Source organism: Pseudomonas sp. GD03858, from assembly GCF_029840925.1.
Taxonomy (GTDB): domain Bacteria; phylum Pseudomonadota; class Gammaproteobacteria; order Pseudomonadales; family Pseudomonadaceae; genus Aquipseudomonas.
In genome coordinates, this window is record NZ_JAOCDM010000008.1 from 79,014 (window position 1) to 93,884 (window position 14,871).

At 67.0% G+C, this 14,871-nt stretch carries 15 protein-coding genes; 8 read left to right on the forward strand and 7 right to left on the reverse strand.

Features of this window, described 5'->3' with window-relative positions:
* Nucleotides 1-109 precede the first annotated feature (109 nt).
* Nucleotides 110-1,573: an AMP nucleosidase gene (amn, locus tag N5D48_RS04195; RefSeq protein WP_279881359.1), complete on the forward strand. Its 1,464-nt coding sequence runs from the start codon at nucleotides 110-112 to the stop codon at nucleotides 1,571-1,573.
* A 6-nt stretch (nucleotides 1,574-1,579) separates the two neighbouring features.
* On the forward strand, nucleotides 1,580-2,209 hold the full coding sequence (locus N5D48_RS04200; RefSeq protein WP_279881362.1) for a pseudouridine synthase: 630 nt from the start codon (nucleotides 1,580-1,582) through the stop codon (nucleotides 2,207-2,209).
* 101 nt (nucleotides 2,210-2,310) lie between these two features.
* Here the strand turns inward: N5D48_RS04200 and N5D48_RS04205 are convergent, their stop codons facing one another.
* The 3 genes from N5D48_RS04205 to N5D48_RS04215 all read right to left on the reverse strand — a co-directional run bounded on the left by N5D48_RS04205 (nucleotide 2,311) and on the right by N5D48_RS04215 (nucleotide 4,553).
* A complete protein-coding gene (locus N5D48_RS04205) occupies nucleotides 2,311-2,514 on the reverse strand; it encodes a DUF2788 domain-containing protein (RefSeq protein ID WP_023378567.1) in 204 nt (67 codons plus the stop codon).
* A gap of 53 nt (nucleotides 2,515-2,567) precedes the next feature.
* Nucleotides 2,568-3,044, reverse strand: a complete 477-nt coding sequence (locus tag N5D48_RS04210) for an Lrp/AsnC family transcriptional regulator (protein ID WP_003249795.1) — start codon at nucleotides 3,042-3,044, stop codon at nucleotides 2,568-2,570.
* Nucleotides 3,045-3,356: 312 nt separating this feature from the next.
* A complete protein-coding gene (locus N5D48_RS04215; protein WP_279881365.1) occupies nucleotides 3,357-4,553 on the reverse strand; it encodes an MFS transporter in 1,197 nt (398 codons plus the stop codon).
* A 198-nt stretch (nucleotides 4,554-4,751) separates the two neighbouring features.
* Here N5D48_RS04215 and N5D48_RS04220 point away from each other — a divergent pair, with 198 nt between their 5' ends.
* Nucleotides 4,752-5,585, forward strand: a complete 834-nt coding sequence (locus tag N5D48_RS04220) for a DUF6515 family protein (RefSeq protein WP_279881367.1) — start codon at nucleotides 4,752-4,754, stop codon at nucleotides 5,583-5,585.
* An 83-nt stretch (nucleotides 5,586-5,668) separates the two neighbouring features.
* On the opposite strand, the gene N5D48_RS04225 is transcribed toward N5D48_RS04220, so the two are convergent.
* Together N5D48_RS04225 and N5D48_RS04230 are read right to left on the reverse strand one after the other, a co-directional pair.
* Nucleotides 5,669-6,538, reverse strand: coding sequence for a cation diffusion facilitator family transporter (locus N5D48_RS04225; RefSeq protein WP_279881369.1), 870 nt, complete (start codon nucleotides 6,536-6,538; stop codon nucleotides 5,669-5,671).
* Nucleotides 6,539-6,563: 25 nt separating this feature from the next.
* Nucleotides 6,564-6,983, reverse strand: coding sequence for a polyribonucleotide nucleotidyltransferase (locus N5D48_RS04230; RefSeq protein ID WP_279881371.1), 420 nt, complete (start codon nucleotides 6,981-6,983; stop codon nucleotides 6,564-6,566).
* A gap of 118 nt (nucleotides 6,984-7,101) precedes the next feature.
* Here N5D48_RS04230 and hrpB point away from each other — a divergent pair, with 118 nt between their 5' ends.
* On the forward strand, nucleotides 7,102-9,630 hold the full coding sequence (gene hrpB / locus N5D48_RS04235; RefSeq protein WP_279881373.1) for an ATP-dependent helicase HrpB: 2,529 nt from the start codon (nucleotides 7,102-7,104) through the stop codon (nucleotides 9,628-9,630).
* A gap of 13 nt (nucleotides 9,631-9,643) precedes the next feature.
* Here the strand turns inward: hrpB and N5D48_RS04240 are convergent, their stop codons facing one another.
* On the reverse strand, nucleotides 9,644-10,300 hold the full coding sequence (locus N5D48_RS04240) for a YciC family protein (RefSeq protein WP_279881376.1): 657 nt from the start codon (nucleotides 10,298-10,300) through the stop codon (nucleotides 9,644-9,646).
* A gap of 157 nt (nucleotides 10,301-10,457) precedes the next feature.
* Between N5D48_RS04240 and N5D48_RS04245 the strand changes: the two genes are divergently transcribed.
* On the forward strand, nucleotides 10,458-11,186 hold the full coding sequence (locus N5D48_RS04245; protein WP_279881379.1) for a DUF2076 domain-containing protein: 729 nt from the start codon (nucleotides 10,458-10,460) through the stop codon (nucleotides 11,184-11,186).
* Nucleotides 11,187-11,291: 105 nt separating this feature from the next.
* Nucleotides 11,292-11,771, forward strand: a complete 480-nt coding sequence (locus tag N5D48_RS04250; RefSeq protein WP_279881381.1) for an NYN domain-containing protein — start codon at nucleotides 11,292-11,294, stop codon at nucleotides 11,769-11,771.
* Nucleotides 11,772-11,879: 108 nt separating this feature from the next.
* Here the strand turns inward: N5D48_RS04250 and N5D48_RS04255 are convergent, their stop codons facing one another.
* Nucleotides 11,880-12,338 (reverse strand): Lrp/AsnC family transcriptional regulator, encoded by a 459-nt coding sequence (locus N5D48_RS04255; protein WP_279881384.1) that lies wholly within the window; start codon nucleotides 12,336-12,338, stop codon nucleotides 11,880-11,882.
* A 153-nt stretch (nucleotides 12,339-12,491) separates the two neighbouring features.
* On the opposite strand from N5D48_RS04255, the gene yedA reads away from it, so the two are divergent.
* Both yedA and N5D48_RS04265 read left to right on the forward strand, forming a co-directional pair.
* Nucleotides 12,492-13,412 carry a drug/metabolite exporter YedA gene (gene yedA / locus N5D48_RS04260; protein WP_279881386.1) on the forward strand — a complete coding sequence of 307 codons (921 nt, stop codon included), beginning with the start codon at nucleotides 12,492-12,494 and terminating at the stop codon, nucleotides 13,410-13,412.
* 104 nt (nucleotides 13,413-13,516) lie between these two features.
* Nucleotides 13,517-14,848, forward strand: coding sequence for a DEAD/DEAH box helicase (locus tag N5D48_RS04265; protein ID WP_279881389.1), 1,332 nt, complete (start codon nucleotides 13,517-13,519; stop codon nucleotides 14,846-14,848).
* Nucleotides 14,849-14,871: the final 23 nt, after the last annotated feature.

Genomic DNA, 14,871 nt, shown 5'->3' on the forward strand with positions numbered 1-14,871 from the left:
GGAAGCGGGCTTGCCCCGCGGTGGGCTCCGCGCCGATTATCGGGGGTGTATTTACCCTGCAACGCAGGCAAGATGGCTGTCATGCATTCCATAAGACAGGAAGCCCAGCGTGAGCCAAGCGTTTGTAGTCGTTGATACCCCCGAGCAGGCCGTCGACCGTCTGGCGGCCCTGCATGAACAGGCCACCGGGGCGCTGAGCCAGGCCCTCAAGCGCTATCTCAAGGACCGCACCGAGCCGGATGACGCCGAGCGCGCACTGTTCCGCTACCCGGCCCTGCGCCTGGCCTACTACAGCCAGGGCGAAGTCGCCGCCACCACCCGGGCCTACGCCAAGGTCCAGGTGGCCGGCACCTACAGCGTCACCGTCACCCAGCCGGCGGCGTTTCGCAGCTACCTGCTCGAGCAATTGCGCCCGTTGATGCACGACTACACGGTGACCGTGGAAGTCGGCGTCAGCGAGCAGAACATTCCGTACCCCTATGTGGTCGACCAGGGCGACGAACTGGCCGGCAGCGGCATCACCGCCGCGCAGCTGGCGCGGGTATTCCCCAGCACCGACCTGTCGGCGGCCACCGACAATATCGCCGACGGCCTGTACGACTGGGAAAGCGCCGAGACCCTGCCGCTGGCGCTGTTCGACGCCGCTCGGGTGGACTTCTCGCTGCGTCGCCTGGTGCACTACACCGGCAGCGACTGGCGTCATGTGCAGCCGTGGATCCTGCTCACCAACTACCACCGCTATGTCGACCAGTTCATCGCCCATGGCCTGGAGCAGCTGCGCGAGGACCCACGTTTCGTGCGCATGGTCCTGCCGGGCAACGTGATCATCGAGAAGGGCATGGACAACGGCGAGGCCCAGGCCTTGGTCGCCGGCGTGGTCTGGCATCGCTACCAGATGCCGGCCTATCACCTGATCGCCGCCGATGGCGATGGCGTGACCCTGGTCAACATCGGCGTCGGCCCGTCCAACGCCAAGAACATCACCGACCACCTGGCCGTGCTGCGCCCGCACTGCTGGCTGATGATCGGCCACTGCGGCGGCCTGCGCCAATCCCAGACCATCGGCGACTACGTGCTGGCCCACGCCTACATGCGCCGCGACGGTATCCTCGACCGCGTGGTGCCGCCGAACATCCCGATCCCGGCCCTGGCCGAAGTGCAGCTGGCGCTGCAAGAGGCCGCGGCGCAGGTTACCGGCGAGCGTGGCGAGGAGCTGAAAAAACGCCTGCGCACCGGCACCGTGCTCACCTACGACGACCGCAACTGGGAGCTGCGCTGGGCCCAGGAGCGCCCGCTGATCAACCTGTCCCGCGCCGTGGCGGTGGACATGGAAAGCGGCACCATCGCCGCCCAGGGCTATCGCCTGCGCGTGCCGTACGGCACCTTGCTGTGCGTTTCCGACAAGCCGCTGCACAGCGAGATCAAGCTGCCGGGCTCGGCCAACGCCTTCTACAACCGCGCGGTCAGCCAGCACCTGAAGATCGGCATCGCCGCCCTCGACCTGCTGCGCACCGAGCTCAACTCGCTGCACTCGCGTAAACTGCGCAGCTTCGATGAGCCGCCGTTCCGCTGAGGATCCATGCCCCTGCCGCCCCGCAACAAACCGCGCCGCCCTGCGGCGCGCCCTACCGGCCCGCGTCGCCAAGCCAAGGCGCCGCCGGCCGAGCCCCGCCTGATCCTGTTCAACAAGCCGTTCGACGTGCTCACGCAATTCAGTGACGGCGAAGGCCGGGCCACGCTCAAGGACTTCATCGACATTCCCGGCATCTACCCGGCCGGGCGTCTGGACCGTGACAGCGAAGGGCTGTTGCTGCTGACCAATGACGGCCGCCTGCAGGCGCGTATCGCCGATCCCAAGCACAAGCTGGCCAAGACCTACTGGGTGCAGGTGGAGGGCGAGCCGAGCGAAGAGCAGCTCCAGTGTCTGCGCGATGGCGTAGAGCTCAACGACGGGCCGACCTTGCCGGCCGAGGCGCGCCTGCTCGACGAGCCGACGCTATGGCCGCGCAACCCGCCGGTACGTTTTCGCAAGAGCGTGCCGACCGCCTGGCTGGAGCTGGTGATTCGCGAGGGACGCAACCGCCAGGTGCGGCGCATGACGGCGGCGGTAGGCTTGCCGACGTTGCGCCTGGTGCGGGTGCGGATCGGTGACTGGACGATCGAAGGACTTGAGCAGGGTTGCTGGCGCGAAGTGGACGCAAAGCTGTAGCAGGCTGATTTGTGTGTGGAATTCTTCGCGGGTAAACCCGCTCCCACAGGGAGCAGGTGATGCCTGTGGGAGCGGGTTTACCCGCGAATGGGTATCGGGCCTCAGACCCCTTCGAGAAACCCCACCACCACGCTCTTGATGATGAACGCCAGCACGCCCAGGCCCAGCACGAAGAACAGAATCAGCGTCCCGAAGCGCCCCGCCTTGGATTTCTTCGCCAAGTCCCAGACGATGAAGCCCATGAAACCGATCAGCACGGTGACCAGGACGATCATCATCCATTCTTCGAATACGGCGGGATCCATCGCTTCACTCCAGGCAGGTTGAGCACCCGATCATACGCCGGGCACGCAGGGATTCAACGCAGGTGGGTCAATGGCAGCTCGGTGCTGGCCAGCACCTGGTTGAGCACGAAGCTCGAGCGCACGCTGGTCACGCCTTCGATGCGGGTCAGGCTGCCCAGTAGCAGTTTCTGGTAGTGATCCATGTCTGGCACCACCACCTTCAACTGATAGTCGGCGTCCATCCCGGTGACCAGGCTGCATTCGAGTACCTGCGGCAGGTTGCGGATCGCCGCTTCGAACGTCTCGAAGCGCTCGGGGGTGTGGCGGTCCATGCCGATCAGCACGTAGGCGGTCAGGCTCAGGCCGAGCTTCTTGCGGTCCAGCAGGGCCACCTGGCGCGAAATGTAGCCATCGTCCTCGAGCTGTTTGACCCGACGTGAGCAAGGGGAAGGGGACAGGCCGATGCGCTCGGCCAGTTCCTGGTTGGAGATGCGCGCGTCGCGCTGCAATTCGGCGAGGATGCTCAGGTCGTAGCGGTCGAGCTTGCTCATGGAAAGGGCCTTTTCTGTTCGGATTGCTGCGAATTATCGATCCTGAGTGAAAAATTGCGCAAGCGCTATTTATCAGAGCAATCTTCGCAATCCTCTGCCCCGGCGTCCGGCCTATCTTTATCACCAGAATCACTGCCCGGACATCAGTCCACGGCGACGCGCCCTAGGCGGGCGGTCGCGGCCAGCGATCCAACAGGATCCGCCAGGCCCCCGGGCTACGCACTGTCCAGAAGACGGCGCGAGGTGAGCCGGTGCCACAAGCGCCGAGCACGGACGACAATTCCCGAAGGGAGGCCGCGAGGCCTCCCTTTTTTATTGTGCCGACGGCTGCGTCAGCGACGCTTCGCGGCGCCCGGCCACCAACCGTGCCGCCAGCAGCACCAGCAGCCCACCTGCCATGGCGATGAGGAAACCATCGCGGGCTGTCGTGGCGTCGACCCAGTGCCCGGCGCCCGCGGCGCCGATCGCCACGCCGACGTTCAGTCCGGCGAGCAGCCAGGTCAGGCCTTCGGTCAGCTGGCGCTCGGGCACGCTGCGCTCGACCAGCGCCATGGCCACGATCATGGTCGGGGCGAAGAATACGCCCGCCAGCAGCACCGCGGCGGCGAGCAGGGCAATGTTGCCGACCAGCAGCAGTGGCAGCGTGCTCAGGGCGGTGGCCAGTGCGCCGAGCAGCAACTGCCGGGGCAGCGGCAGGCGCCAACGCAGCGCGCCGAACACCAGCCCGGACACACAGGAGCCCACGGCATAGGCCGACAGCACCAGGCTCGCGGCGGCCGGCCGGCCTTGCTCGCTGGCGAAGGCGACGCTGACGATATCCACGGTGCCGACGATCACGCCCATCGCCACCATCAGCAAGGTGAGCTGGCGCACCCGAGGGATTTGCCAGACCGGCAGCTCGCGCGGTGTCGCTGCCATTCGCGGCGGTTCGCTGGTCTTTTGCAGCGCCAGCAGCACGGTGCCCAGCACCAGCAGTGTGGCGGCGGCCATTAGGCCGGCCTGAGGCCACAGCAATACGCTGAGGCCGACCGCCAGGGGCGGCCCGGCGATGAAGCTGGCCTCGTCGAACACCGTCTCCAGCGAATAGGCGGTCTGCAGTTGTGGCTGGCCACGGTACAGATGCGTCCAGCGCGCGCGGACCATCGCCGACAGGCTGGGCATGCAGCCCGCCAGCAGGGCGGCGCCGAACAGCAGCCAGGCAGAGGCTTCGAGCCAGGTAGCGACCGCCATCGACAGCAATCCCAGAGCGCTGAGCAGACCTGCCATCGGCAGCACCCGCCGCTGGCCCAGGCGGTCCACCAGCCGCGAGACCTGCGGTGAAAGCAGGGCATAGCTCAGCACGAAGGTCGCCGAGACCGCGCCAGCCAAGGCATAGCTGCCGCGCGATTGCGCCAGCAGGGTGATGATGCCGATGCCCGTCATGGGCAAGGGCAGGCGGGCGAGCAGCCCGGCCAGAGCGAAGGCCCGGGTGCCAGGGGCGGCGAAGAGTTGACGATAGGGGTTTGGCATGTCGGTTTCTCCTTGCTGCGACTTACCGTCGGGGTGTTTACGTACATCGCGTATGATTAAATATTCATACGATCCGTATGTAAAGAGTCGGCAAAGAACGTTGCCAGTGATTGCTGTCGGCTATTTCATCTGCTGGTATCGAGGGCGGCGGTAAACTCAAGGCCTGTGAGCGCAGGTGTTTTCATCGAGAGGAAGATCATGAGGTCGCGCATCTGGCAGTTGGCCGGTGTTGGTTTGCTGAGCATGGGCATCAGCCTTGGCGCCTTGGCCCAGGGACCCGGGGATGGGCACGATGGTCACGGCGGGACGCCGGAGCAAGGTGGCGAAAGGCGTGGTTCGCCGCTCAATTCGCGAGACGAAGTGCGCCAGACGCAGCCGCCGCGGCAGGGCTACTACCAGGATATTCCTCGTCGATACGACGACAACCGTCACTGGCAGGCCGGTGGCCCGGGCCAGCGCCCCGGTGGTGACTGGAACGGCCGGCCGGACGGCCATGGCAATGGCTGGGGGCCAGGGCCGCAGTACCGTCCCGGCCATACCATCGACCGCTTCCCGGATCGCTACTGGAAGGTGCCTTATCGTGGGCAGGACTACTTCTACTCCGGTGGCTACTGGTACCGGCCCCATGGCGGTGGCTACATCATCGTCACGCCACCTTACGGCGTGCGTGTCGGCTATCTGCCGTCCTATGCGCGGGAGGTGTGGCTGAGCGGGGCGCTGTTCTTCGTGGTGGCCGACACCTACTACCAGTACCTGGCCGACAGCCGCGAATACGTGGTGGTCAACCCGCCCACGGTCGCGCCTGCGCCTGTTCCGGCGCAGCCGCAGGGCTATGACGTGGTTGCCTATCCGATGCATGGCCAGGGGCCTGAGCAGCAGGAGCAGGACCGCTACCAGTGCCATCGCTGGGCGGTAAGCCAGTCGGGGTTCGACCCGGCGACCGCGACCTATGCACCGCCGGCGAATGTCGCTGACAACTATCGGCGGGCGCTGGGGGCGTGCCTTGGCGGGCGCGGATACAGTGTCAACTGAGGCATCAGCGGGCCGCAACGCGGCCCATCGCGGGTAAACCCGCTCCCACGCGGCAGTGCGAGCCCGAAGGCTGGGCAGTCTTCCTACACAGGGTCGGCATGCACCATCACATCCGCTCGCGGGTAGCGCTCACGGATTGCCTTTGATGCCTGCACGCACAGCGCATGGGCATCGTGCAGTGGCAGTTCGCCCGGCAGCTCCAGATGCAACTGCACGAACCACTGGCTGCCGGAGATCCGCGTGCGCAGGTCATGCACGCCCTTCACGCCGGGAATCGCCATCACCACTTCGAGCATGCGTTCGCCGACATCGGCCGGCAGTTCCTTGTCCATGAGGATCGCGGTGCTCTCACGGGCGATCTGCACCGCGCTCCAGAGGATGTACAGGGCGATCCCCAGGCCGAACAATGCATCCAGCTGTGGCCAGCCGAAGCGTGCCAGCAGCAGCGCCAGCAGGATGCTGGTGTTGAGCAGCAGGTCGGAGCGGTAGTGCAGGGAATCGGCGCGCACGGCGGTGGAGCCGGTCAGGCGGATGACCTTGCGCTGGAACGCCAGCAACGCCACGGTCAGCGCCAGCGACAGCAGCATCACGGCGATGCCGGCGGCGGTGTCGCCCAAGGGCTCCGGCGACTTCAGCCGATCCACCGCCTGGATCCCGATCAGTACCGCGCTGACCCCGATGAACAGCGCCTGGGCCATGCCGGCCAGGGCTTCGGCCTTGCCATGGCCGAAACGGTGGTCGTCATCGGCCGGGCGCAAGGCGTAATGCACGGCCAGCAGGTTGAGGAAGGACGCGGCGGCATCCAGCGCCGAATCGGTCAGCCCGGCCAGCAGGCTGACCGAGCCACTCAGCCACCAGGCCACCGCCTTGCTCAGCACCAGGATGCAGGCCACGCTCAGCGAGGCGCGGGTGGCCAGGCGCAGCAGGCGATTGTGTTCGGCGGTCGCGGTCATGCGTGGGTGGTCGTCCTTGGGTGGATCAGGCGGCCGGTACCAGGCCATGGCTGGCCAGTTGCTCGACGCTGCCACGGTGCTGGATCAGCCGTGGATCGTTCAATGGCAGGCGCTGGCCCAGTTCGCTTTCGAGGATAGCCTGCAGCTTGAGCTTGTCGACCTGGCCGTCGGCATTGATTGCCGGGGCGAGCCTGGCCGGATCGACATGCGCGGTGGTGCCCCCTGGGTAGTAGATGGCGCCGGTGGCGAAATCGACGCCGAAGGCGATCAGGCCGGGAATGACGTAGAAGAGAATGCCGATGGCATCCAGCGCCGCGACCACGGGGTCGATCTTGCCTTCGATCTGGCCCCGGCGGTCGGGATAGAACAGGGTGCCGCAGGCCGTCAGCTGGGTCAGTAGGGTGGCGATGACGACGCCACCGATGACGCGGGAAGGGATGCGCATGTGAATCTCCGAAAGGTAACGACGACAAGGCGCGGCAGTCGCCGACGCCTGAAGCTTGAGACCATGATAGGGCAGCCTCGGTTCGCCGTTATACTCGGACGATTGTTCGAGGACCACCATGATTTCATTACCGATCGATACCGTGCTGTCCGACCTGCGCCAGGCCCTGGCCGAGCGTGACGAAGCGGTGCTCGAGGCGCCCCCCGGCGCCGGCAAGACCACCCGTGTACCCCTGGCGTTGCTCGACGAGCCGTGGCTGGCCGGGCAGACCATTCTCATGCTTGAACCCCGGCGCCTGGCTGCCCGTGCCGCGGCCGAACGACTGGCCAGCGAGCTGGGTGAAGCGGTCGGCCAGACCGTGGGCTATCGCATTCGCCTGGACAGCAAGGTCGGCCCGAACACCCGTATCGAAGTGGTCACCGAAGGCATCCTCACCCGCCGCCTGCAGGCCGATCCGGCGCTGGAGGGCGTGGGGCTGCTGATCTTCGATGAGTTCCACGAGCGCAGCCTCGATGCCGACCTGGCCTTGGCCCTGAGCCTCAATGGTCGCGCGCTGCTGCGCGACGAGCCGCCGCTGAAGATCCTGCTGATGTCGGCGACGCTGGAAGGCGAGCGCCTGTCGCGTTTGCTCGACGACGCGCCGATCGTCAGCAGCCAGGGGCGCATGCACCCGGTGGATATCCGCTGGGGCCGGCCCTGGCAGCCCGGCGAGTTCGTCGAGCCGCGCGTGGTCGACTGCGTGCTCCAGGCCCTGGCCGACGAGTCCGGCAGCCTGCTGGTGTTCCTGCCCGGCCAGGCGGAGATCCGTCGTGTGCACCAGTCACTGCAGGAGGCCGTGGGCGAGCGTGCGGACATCCTGCTCTGCCCGCTGCACGGCGAGCTTGACCTGAGTGCCCAGCGCGCCGCCATCGAGCCGGCCCCCCGGGGCCTGCGCAAAGTGGTGCTGGCCACCAATATCGCGGAAACCAGCCTGACCATCGATGGCGTGCGTGTGGTGATCGACGCCGGGCTGGCGCGGGTGCCGCGTTTCGATCCTGGCAGTGGCATGACGCGCCTGGACACCCAGCGCATCTCCCGCGCCAGCGCCACCCAGCGTGCCGGCCGTGCCGGGCGCCTGGAGCCCGGCGCGTGCTACCGGCTGTGGTCCGAAGCCCAGCATGAGCAACTGGCGGCCCACGGCAGCGCCGAGATTCTCCAGGCCGACCTCGCGGGGTTGGCGCTGCAGCTGGCGCGCTGGGGCGTGCCGCCGGAGCAGCTCAACTGGCTCGACCAGCCACCGGCTGCCGCCTATGGCCAGGCCCAGGATCTGCTGGCCCGTCTGGGCGCCTTCAAGCCTGGCAGCCGCGACAACCTGAGCGCCCATGGCCAGGCCATGGCCGAGCTGCCCGCGCACCCGCGCATCGCCCACCTGCTGCTGCGCGGCCAGGACCTCGGCTTGGCCGACATGGCCTGTGATGTCGCGGCGTTGCTGGGCGAGCGCGATATCCTGCGCGGCGGCGGTGCCGACTTGCACAGCCGGCTGGCGCTGCTCAGCGGGGAAAGCCGGGCCTCTCGCGCCGGGCAGGGCGGCGTGCAGCGTGCCCGGCAGTTGGCCCGTCAGTACCGTGGGCAGCTGCGTGGCAAGCCGCGCAGTCCGGTGACCGATCCTGACCACCCGCGCTGGCTTGGCGCGGTGCTGGCGCTGGCCTATCCCGACCGGGTGGCGCAGCAGCGCCGTGAAGGCGGCGCCGAGTACCGCCTGGCCAATGGCCGGGCGGCGCTGTTCGCCGAAGCCGATGCCTTGATGAAAAGCCCATGGCTGGTGATCGCCGACCTGGGCAGCCGCCAGGGGCAACGGGAAGAACGCATCTACCTGGCCGCCGAGTTCGATCCTGCGCTGTTCGACGATGTGCTGGCCGAGCAGGTCGAGGTGCTCGACGTGCTCGACTGGGACGAGCGCGAACAGGTGCTGCGCGCCGAGCGCCAGCGCAAGGTCGGCGAACTGGTGCTCGGCCGTGAGCCGTTGCCGGGGCTGGACGACGAGGCGCGGGCCAGGGCCTTGCTTGGCCTGGTGCGGCGCAAGGGCCTGAACCTGCTGAGCTGGACCCCGGAACTGCGCCAGTGGCAGGCCCGTGTCGCGCTGCTGCGCCAGCTGGATCTGCAAAAGGACGGTCACAGCGAATGGCCCGACCTGGGTGACGAGGCCTTGCTCGCCAGCCTGGAAGACTGGCTGCAGCCCTACCTGGGCAAGGTGTCGCGCCTGAGCCACTTCGCCAACCTGGACCTGCCCTCGATCCTGCGCAACCTGCTGCCCTGGCCGTTGCCCCAGCGCCTGGACGAGCTTGCGCCATCGCACCTGGACGTACCCTCGGGCTCGAGCATTCGCCTGGACTACAGCGAGCACCCGCCGATCCTCGCCGTGCGCCTGCAGGAGCTGTTCGGCCTGGCCGACACGCCGCGCATCGCCAATGGCCGGCAACAGGTCAAGCTGCACCTGCTGTCACCGGCGCGGCGTCCCGTGCAGGTGACCCAGGACCTGGCCAACTTCTGGCGCACCACCTATGCCGAGGTGAAAAAGGACCTCAAGGGGCGCTACCCCAAGCACTACTGGCCAGACGATCCGCTGGTGGCCGAGGCGACGGCGCGGGCCAAGCCACGCAAGGTCTGAGAGGCGGGCGCCGTCAGGCGCCGGCCTCGCTTTCGAACAGCATGAACAGGCGATACAGCACTACCGTGCTGAACAGCTGGAGGAAGCCGCTGAGGCTGTCCAGCGCCAGTTGCACGCCAGCTTGCGGGTCGGGGAACACCGTCAGCAGCAGGCCGTCGATCAGCCACAGCGGCGCCAGCACCGACAGCATGCAGACCATGATCCGCAGGAAGTGCCCGGTGGTCATGCGCGCGCTGGTGCGCATCGCCTCGATCACCGGCAGGCCGCGCAGCACCAGCAGGTACTCGGCGAACACCAGGTTCACCATGATCCACACGCCGGGGAAGATGAACAGCGCCAGGCCCGCCATGATCAGCAGCGAGCTGATCACCACCAGCAGCGCCAGCATCGGCCACAGCTGCAGGGCGCGGGCGAACAGGTCGCGCTTGGCGATGTCCTGGCCGTTGCTGCGGGTGTCGAGGTAGAGGATCAGCGCCGCGCTGTACAGCGGGTAGAACAGCAGGCTGACGAGCATGCCGTAGGCCGGCGAGGCCTGCTCGCCAAGTTGGCTGTAGAGCAGCTGGGTGCCGAGGGCCTCGAGCACCACCAGGGGCAGGCACAACTGCAGGATGCTCGTCAGGTGACGGCGGAAGAAGTACAGGGAGTCGCGCAGAACGCTCAGCGGATTCATCGGTCAACATCGCATGGAGGAAAAAGCAGGGCGTCACTTTAGCCCAGTCGACCCGCTTGCTGAAAAAAGTTTCATGGCCCCGGCGATTGAATAGCCTGCCCCGGCCCCCCATCTTTGACGCTGTCCGATGTCCTGTTCAGCGCACGAGGTTGCCCCGATGAACACTGAAGAACAAACCCTGATCGATGGCCTGTTCGGCCGCATCAAGCAAGCCGAGGACCCCGCCCAGCCGCGCGATGCCCAGGCCCAGGCGCGCATCGACGAGCACGTGCGCCAGCAACCGGCGGCGCCGTACTACATGACCCAGGCGATCCTGGTCCAGGAGGCTGCGCTCAAGCGCCTGGACGAGCAGAACAAGCAGCTCGAGGCCGAGCTCAAGCAGGCCCGGGCCCAGCTGGAGGCCAGCCGCCCCAGCGGTAATGGCGGCGGTGGCTTCCTTTCCAGCATCTTCGGCGCGGGCACCCGCAGCCCGGAGCCGCAGCCGCAGCGTTCGGTCGCGCCCGCGGGCGGCTGGCGCGAGCCTTCGCAGCAAGCGTATGCGCCGCCACCTCCGCCTGCGCAACCAGGCTTTGGCGCGGCGCCGGCCCGTGGCGGTGCCAGCAGCTTCCTCGGTGGCGCCATGCAGACCGCGGCCGGCGTCGCCGGCGGTGTGTTGCTGGCCCAAGGCATCAGCAGCCTGTTCAACCACAACTCGCAGCCCGAAGAGGTGGTCGAGGTGATCAAGGAAGAACCGGCGCCGGCCAGCGACCAGGGCGGCTGGCACGACCAGGGCTCGCAGCAGGTGGCCGACAACGGTGGCTGGAACAATGACCAGGGCGGGTTCGCCGACACCGATTACGGTAGTGACGATGGCGGCTTCTTCTCGGACGACGACACCTTCGTCTGAGTGCTCTGGCATACTGCTGCTCATCGCGGGGCAAGCCCGCTCCTGGCAAAGCGTGGGAGCGGGCTTGCCCCGCGATCGTTCGCCACTGCCAGAGAGAGGTTTCAGGTGAAGAAAATCGCGCTATTCGCCGATGTGCAGAACCTCTATTACACGGTTCGCCAAGGCCATGGCTGCCATTTCAACTACGCCGCGCTGTGGGCTGAGGTCAGTCGCGAGGGGCAGATCGTCGAAGCGCTGGCCTACGCCATCGACCGCGGCGACAGCAAGCAGCAGCAGTTCCAGCAGATCCTGCGCAACCTCGGCTTCGAGGTGCGCCTCAAGCCCTATATCCAGCGTGCCGATGGCTCGGCCAAGGGTGACTGGGACGTCGGCATCACCCTGGATGTGATCGAGGCGGCAGCGCGGGTAGACCAGGTGGTGCTGGCCTCGGGAGACGGTGATTTCGACCTGTTGCTGGAGCGGGCGATGCAACGCCATGGCATCGAGACGGTGGTCTACGGCGTCCCCGGCCTGACGGCCCTGGCGCTGATCCGTGCCGCCAGCCGCTATGTGCCGATCGAGGGCAAGTTGCTGTTGCGCCACTGAGCGCTGCGAACCTACCGGGTGGGGCGTGGGAACGGGCAACGCTGTGGGAGCGGGTTTACCCGCGAAGGCCGCAAAGCAGCCCCAGCATTACGCCCCCACGCGCTCGCTTCAGCTTTTTTTGCCGTTGCCCTCCAGCTGCGCCAACGGCACCCGTCGCTCCACCGCACTGGACAGAATGATCGAAGTCTTGCTGAACCCCAGCTGCGATACGCGGTTGATCAGCGCCTCCAGCTCGCCCATCGAGGCCACGGCGGCCTGCATGATCACGCACGGATCCCCGGTGACGCGATGGCATTCGGTCAGCTCGGGGATCCTGGTCAATGCGTCATACGCCTGCTGGTTGCCATGGCTGGCCAGACGCAGTTCGATCACGCACTGGATCGGCAGGCCGATCTTCTCCAGGTCCACCTTCGCCGTGTAGCCGCTGATCACGCCGCTGGCCTCCAGCTTGGCGACCCGCTCGGCTACCGCCGGCGCCGAAAGGTTGACCTGGCGCGCCAGCTGCGCGTAGGTGGCCCGGCCATTTTCCAGCAGGGCGGCGAGGAGCATGCGATCGTATTTGTCCATGGCGATTCCAGGTGGCCTTGCAATCGACGGTGAAGCCTTTGCATTACCGTGCATTGCAAAGTGTTTCGGTGTTTTAAACGTGTTTTGTAACTTAAGTTTGCGCGGTGGCCTTTCTAAACTAAGCCACCCGTAAACGGATTTCGAGCCCCCACCATGTCTGCCTCCCGTCGCTTCCCGTTGTTGCTCATCGGCGCCTTCCTTGCCCTGTACCTGGTCTGGGGCTCGACCTATCTGTTCATCCGCATCGGCGTGGAGTCCTGGCCGCCGTTGCTGATGGCTGGCGTGCGCTTCGTGATTGCCGGCAGCCTGCTGTATGGCTTCCTGCGCTGGCGCGGGGTGCCGGCGCCGACCTGGCCGCAATGGCGCGCGGCCGGGGCGATCGGGTTTCTGCTGCTCAGTTGCGGCAACGGCGGCGTGACCCTGGCCGAGCATGCCGGCGTCGCCTCCGGCGTGGCGGCCCTGGCGGTGGCGACGGTGCCGCTGTTCACCCTGGTGTTCGGCCTGCTGTTCGGTCACCGCAACTCGCGACTGGAATGGGCGGGTATCGCCCTCGGCCTGATTGGCATCGGCATGCTCAACATGGGCTCGAACCTGCAGGCCAGCCCCATGGGCGCCGCGTTGATCCTGTTCGCCGCGGCGGCCTGGGCGTTCGGTTCGGTGTGGAGCAAGAGCCTGCCGCTGCCCCAGGGCGCCATGGCCAGTGCCGCCGAGATGCTGGTGGGCGGCGTCGCGCTGCTGATCGGCAGTGCCGTGAGCGGCGAGCGCCTGACCCAGATGCCCACCGCCGCCGGCTGGGGGGCGTTGGCCTACCTGGTGTTCTTCGGCTCGATCCTGGCGTTCAGTTCGTACATGTACCTGCTCAAGCACGTGCGTCCGGCGGCGGCCACCAGCTATGCCTATGTCAACCCGGCGGTGGCGGTGCTGTTGGGGATCATCTTCGCCGGCGAGCAGATCGGCGCCGAAGAGTGCGTGGCCATGGCGGTGATCATCGGCGCGGTGGTGCTGATCGGCCTGCCACAGTGGCGCAAGGCGCCGCAGCCGCCGGTGGCACTGAAAGAAGAGCTGTGCAAGTGAACAACGGCCTGCGTGGCAGCGGGCTTGCCCCGCGATGAGTTCTTTGGGCCGCCGTGGCGCTGCGGTAGACTTGCCGCCTTCGCTGAACCCCTGACGGTATTGCCATGAACTTCGCCCAACTCGGCCTGATCGAACCGCTGCTGCGCACCTTGCAGACGCTGGACTACACCACCCCCACGCCGATCCAGGCCAAGGCCATCCCCGCCGTGCTCGCCGGCCGCGACCTGATGGCCGCGGCCCAGACCGGTACCGGCAAGACCGCCGGCTTCGCCCTGCCGGTGCTGCAGCGCCTGGCGCTGGAAGGTGAGAAAGTCGCCAGCAACTCGGTACGCGCGCTGGTGCTGGTGCCGACCCGTGAACTGGCCGAGCAGGTTCACGCCAATGTGCGTGAGTACGCCGAGAACCTGCCTCTGTCCACTTATGCGGTGTACGGCGGCGTCAGCATCAACCCGCAGATGATGCGCCTGCGCCGCGGCGTCGACCTGCTGGTGGCCACCCCGGGCCGGCTGCTCGACCTGTTCCGCCAGAACGCCATCAAATTCGGTCAGGTGCAGACCCTGGTGCTCGACGAAGCCGACCGCATGCTCGACCTGGGCTTCGCCGAAGAGCTGCAGGCGGTGTATGCCGCGCTGCCGCGCAAGCGCCAGACACTGCTGTTCTCGGCCACCTTCTCCGAGCAGATCCGCATGCTCGCGGGCCTGGCCCTGAACGATCCCCTGAGCATCGAGGTCAGCCCGCGCAACACCACCGCCAGCACGGTCAAGCAGTGGCTGGTGCCGGTGGACAAGAAGCGCAAGGCCGACCTGTTCTGCCACCTGCTGCGCAAGCAGCGCTGGAAACAGGTGCTGGTGTTCGCCAAGACCCGCAACGGTGTCGACCAGCTGGTCGAGCGCTTGCTGGGCGAGGGCGTGAATGCCGACGGCATCCATGGCGACCGTCCGCAGGCGACCCGCCAACGCGCGCTGGACAGCTTCAAGAGCCGTGAGGTGCAGGTGCTGGTGGCCACCGATGTCGCCGCCCGTGGCCTGGACATCGACGACCTGCCGCTGGTGGTCAATCTCGACCTGCCGATCGTCGCCGAAGACTATGTGCACCGCATCGGTCGTACCGGTCGCGCCGGCAACAAGGGCGAGGCGATCTCGCTGGTGTGCGCCGACGAAGTGCAGCTGCTGGCCTCGATCGAGACGCTGATCCGCCAGACCTTGCCACGTCATGAGGAGCCGGACTTCATCCCCGATCACCGGGTGCCGGTGACCGATGCCAACGGTCAGGTGGTGAAGAAGCCGAAGAAGCCGAAAAAGCCCAAGGAGAACAGCGCCAAGCGTGGTCTGGGGCGCTGGATGGACAGCGAGGAGACGGGGGCTTCGGCGCCGGCGGTCAAGGCGGTGCGCAAGGTGCCGAGCTTTGGCGGCAAGCCGGGCAAGCGCAAACCTTGAGAGTTTGGGGCCGCTTTGCGGCC

Excerpts from the sequence above, each read along its gene's own strand:
- N5D48_RS04205 (WP_023378567.1), bottom strand. The coding sequence starts at position 2,514 with ATGGATCCCGCCGTATTCGAAGAATGGATGATGATCGTCCTGGTCACC.
- N5D48_RS04215 (WP_279881365.1), bottom strand. The coding sequence starts at position 4,553 with ATGCCAAACCCCTATCGTCAACTCTTCGCCGCCCCTGGCACCCGGGCC.
- N5D48_RS04255 (WP_279881384.1), bottom strand. The coding sequence starts at position 12,338 with ATGGACAAATACGATCGCATGCTCCTCGCCGCCCTGCTGGAAAATGGC.
- hrpB (WP_279881373.1), top strand. The coding sequence starts at position 7,102 with ATGATTTCATTACCGATCGATACCGTGCTGTCCGACCTGCGCCAGGCC.
- N5D48_RS04265 (WP_279881389.1), top strand. The coding sequence starts at position 13,517 with ATGAACTTCGCCCAACTCGGCCTGATCGAACCGCTGCTGCGCACCTTG.
- yedA (WP_279881386.1), top strand. The coding sequence starts at position 12,492 with ATGTCTGCCTCCCGTCGCTTCCCGTTGTTGCTCATCGGCGCCTTCCTT.
- N5D48_RS04220 (WP_279881367.1), top strand. The coding sequence starts at position 4,752 with ATGAGGTCGCGCATCTGGCAGTTGGCCGGTGTTGGTTTGCTGAGCATG.
- N5D48_RS04210 (WP_003249795.1), bottom strand. The coding sequence starts at position 3,044 with ATGAGCAAGCTCGACCGCTACGACCTGAGCATCCTCGCCGAATTGCAG.
- N5D48_RS04245 (WP_279881379.1), top strand. The coding sequence starts at position 10,458 with ATGAACACTGAAGAACAAACCCTGATCGATGGCCTGTTCGGCCGCATC.
- N5D48_RS04230 (WP_279881371.1), bottom strand. The coding sequence starts at position 6,983 with ATGCGCATCCCTTCCCGCGTCATCGGTGGCGTCGTCATCGCCACCCTA.
- N5D48_RS04200 (WP_279881362.1), top strand. The coding sequence starts at position 1,580 with ATGCCCCTGCCGCCCCGCAACAAACCGCGCCGCCCTGCGGCGCGCCCT.
- N5D48_RS04225 (WP_279881369.1), bottom strand. The coding sequence starts at position 6,538 with ATGACCGCGACCGCCGAACACAATCGCCTGCTGCGCCTGGCCACCCGC.
- N5D48_RS04240 (WP_279881376.1), bottom strand. The coding sequence starts at position 10,300 with ATGAATCCGCTGAGCGTTCTGCGCGACTCCCTGTACTTCTTCCGCCGT.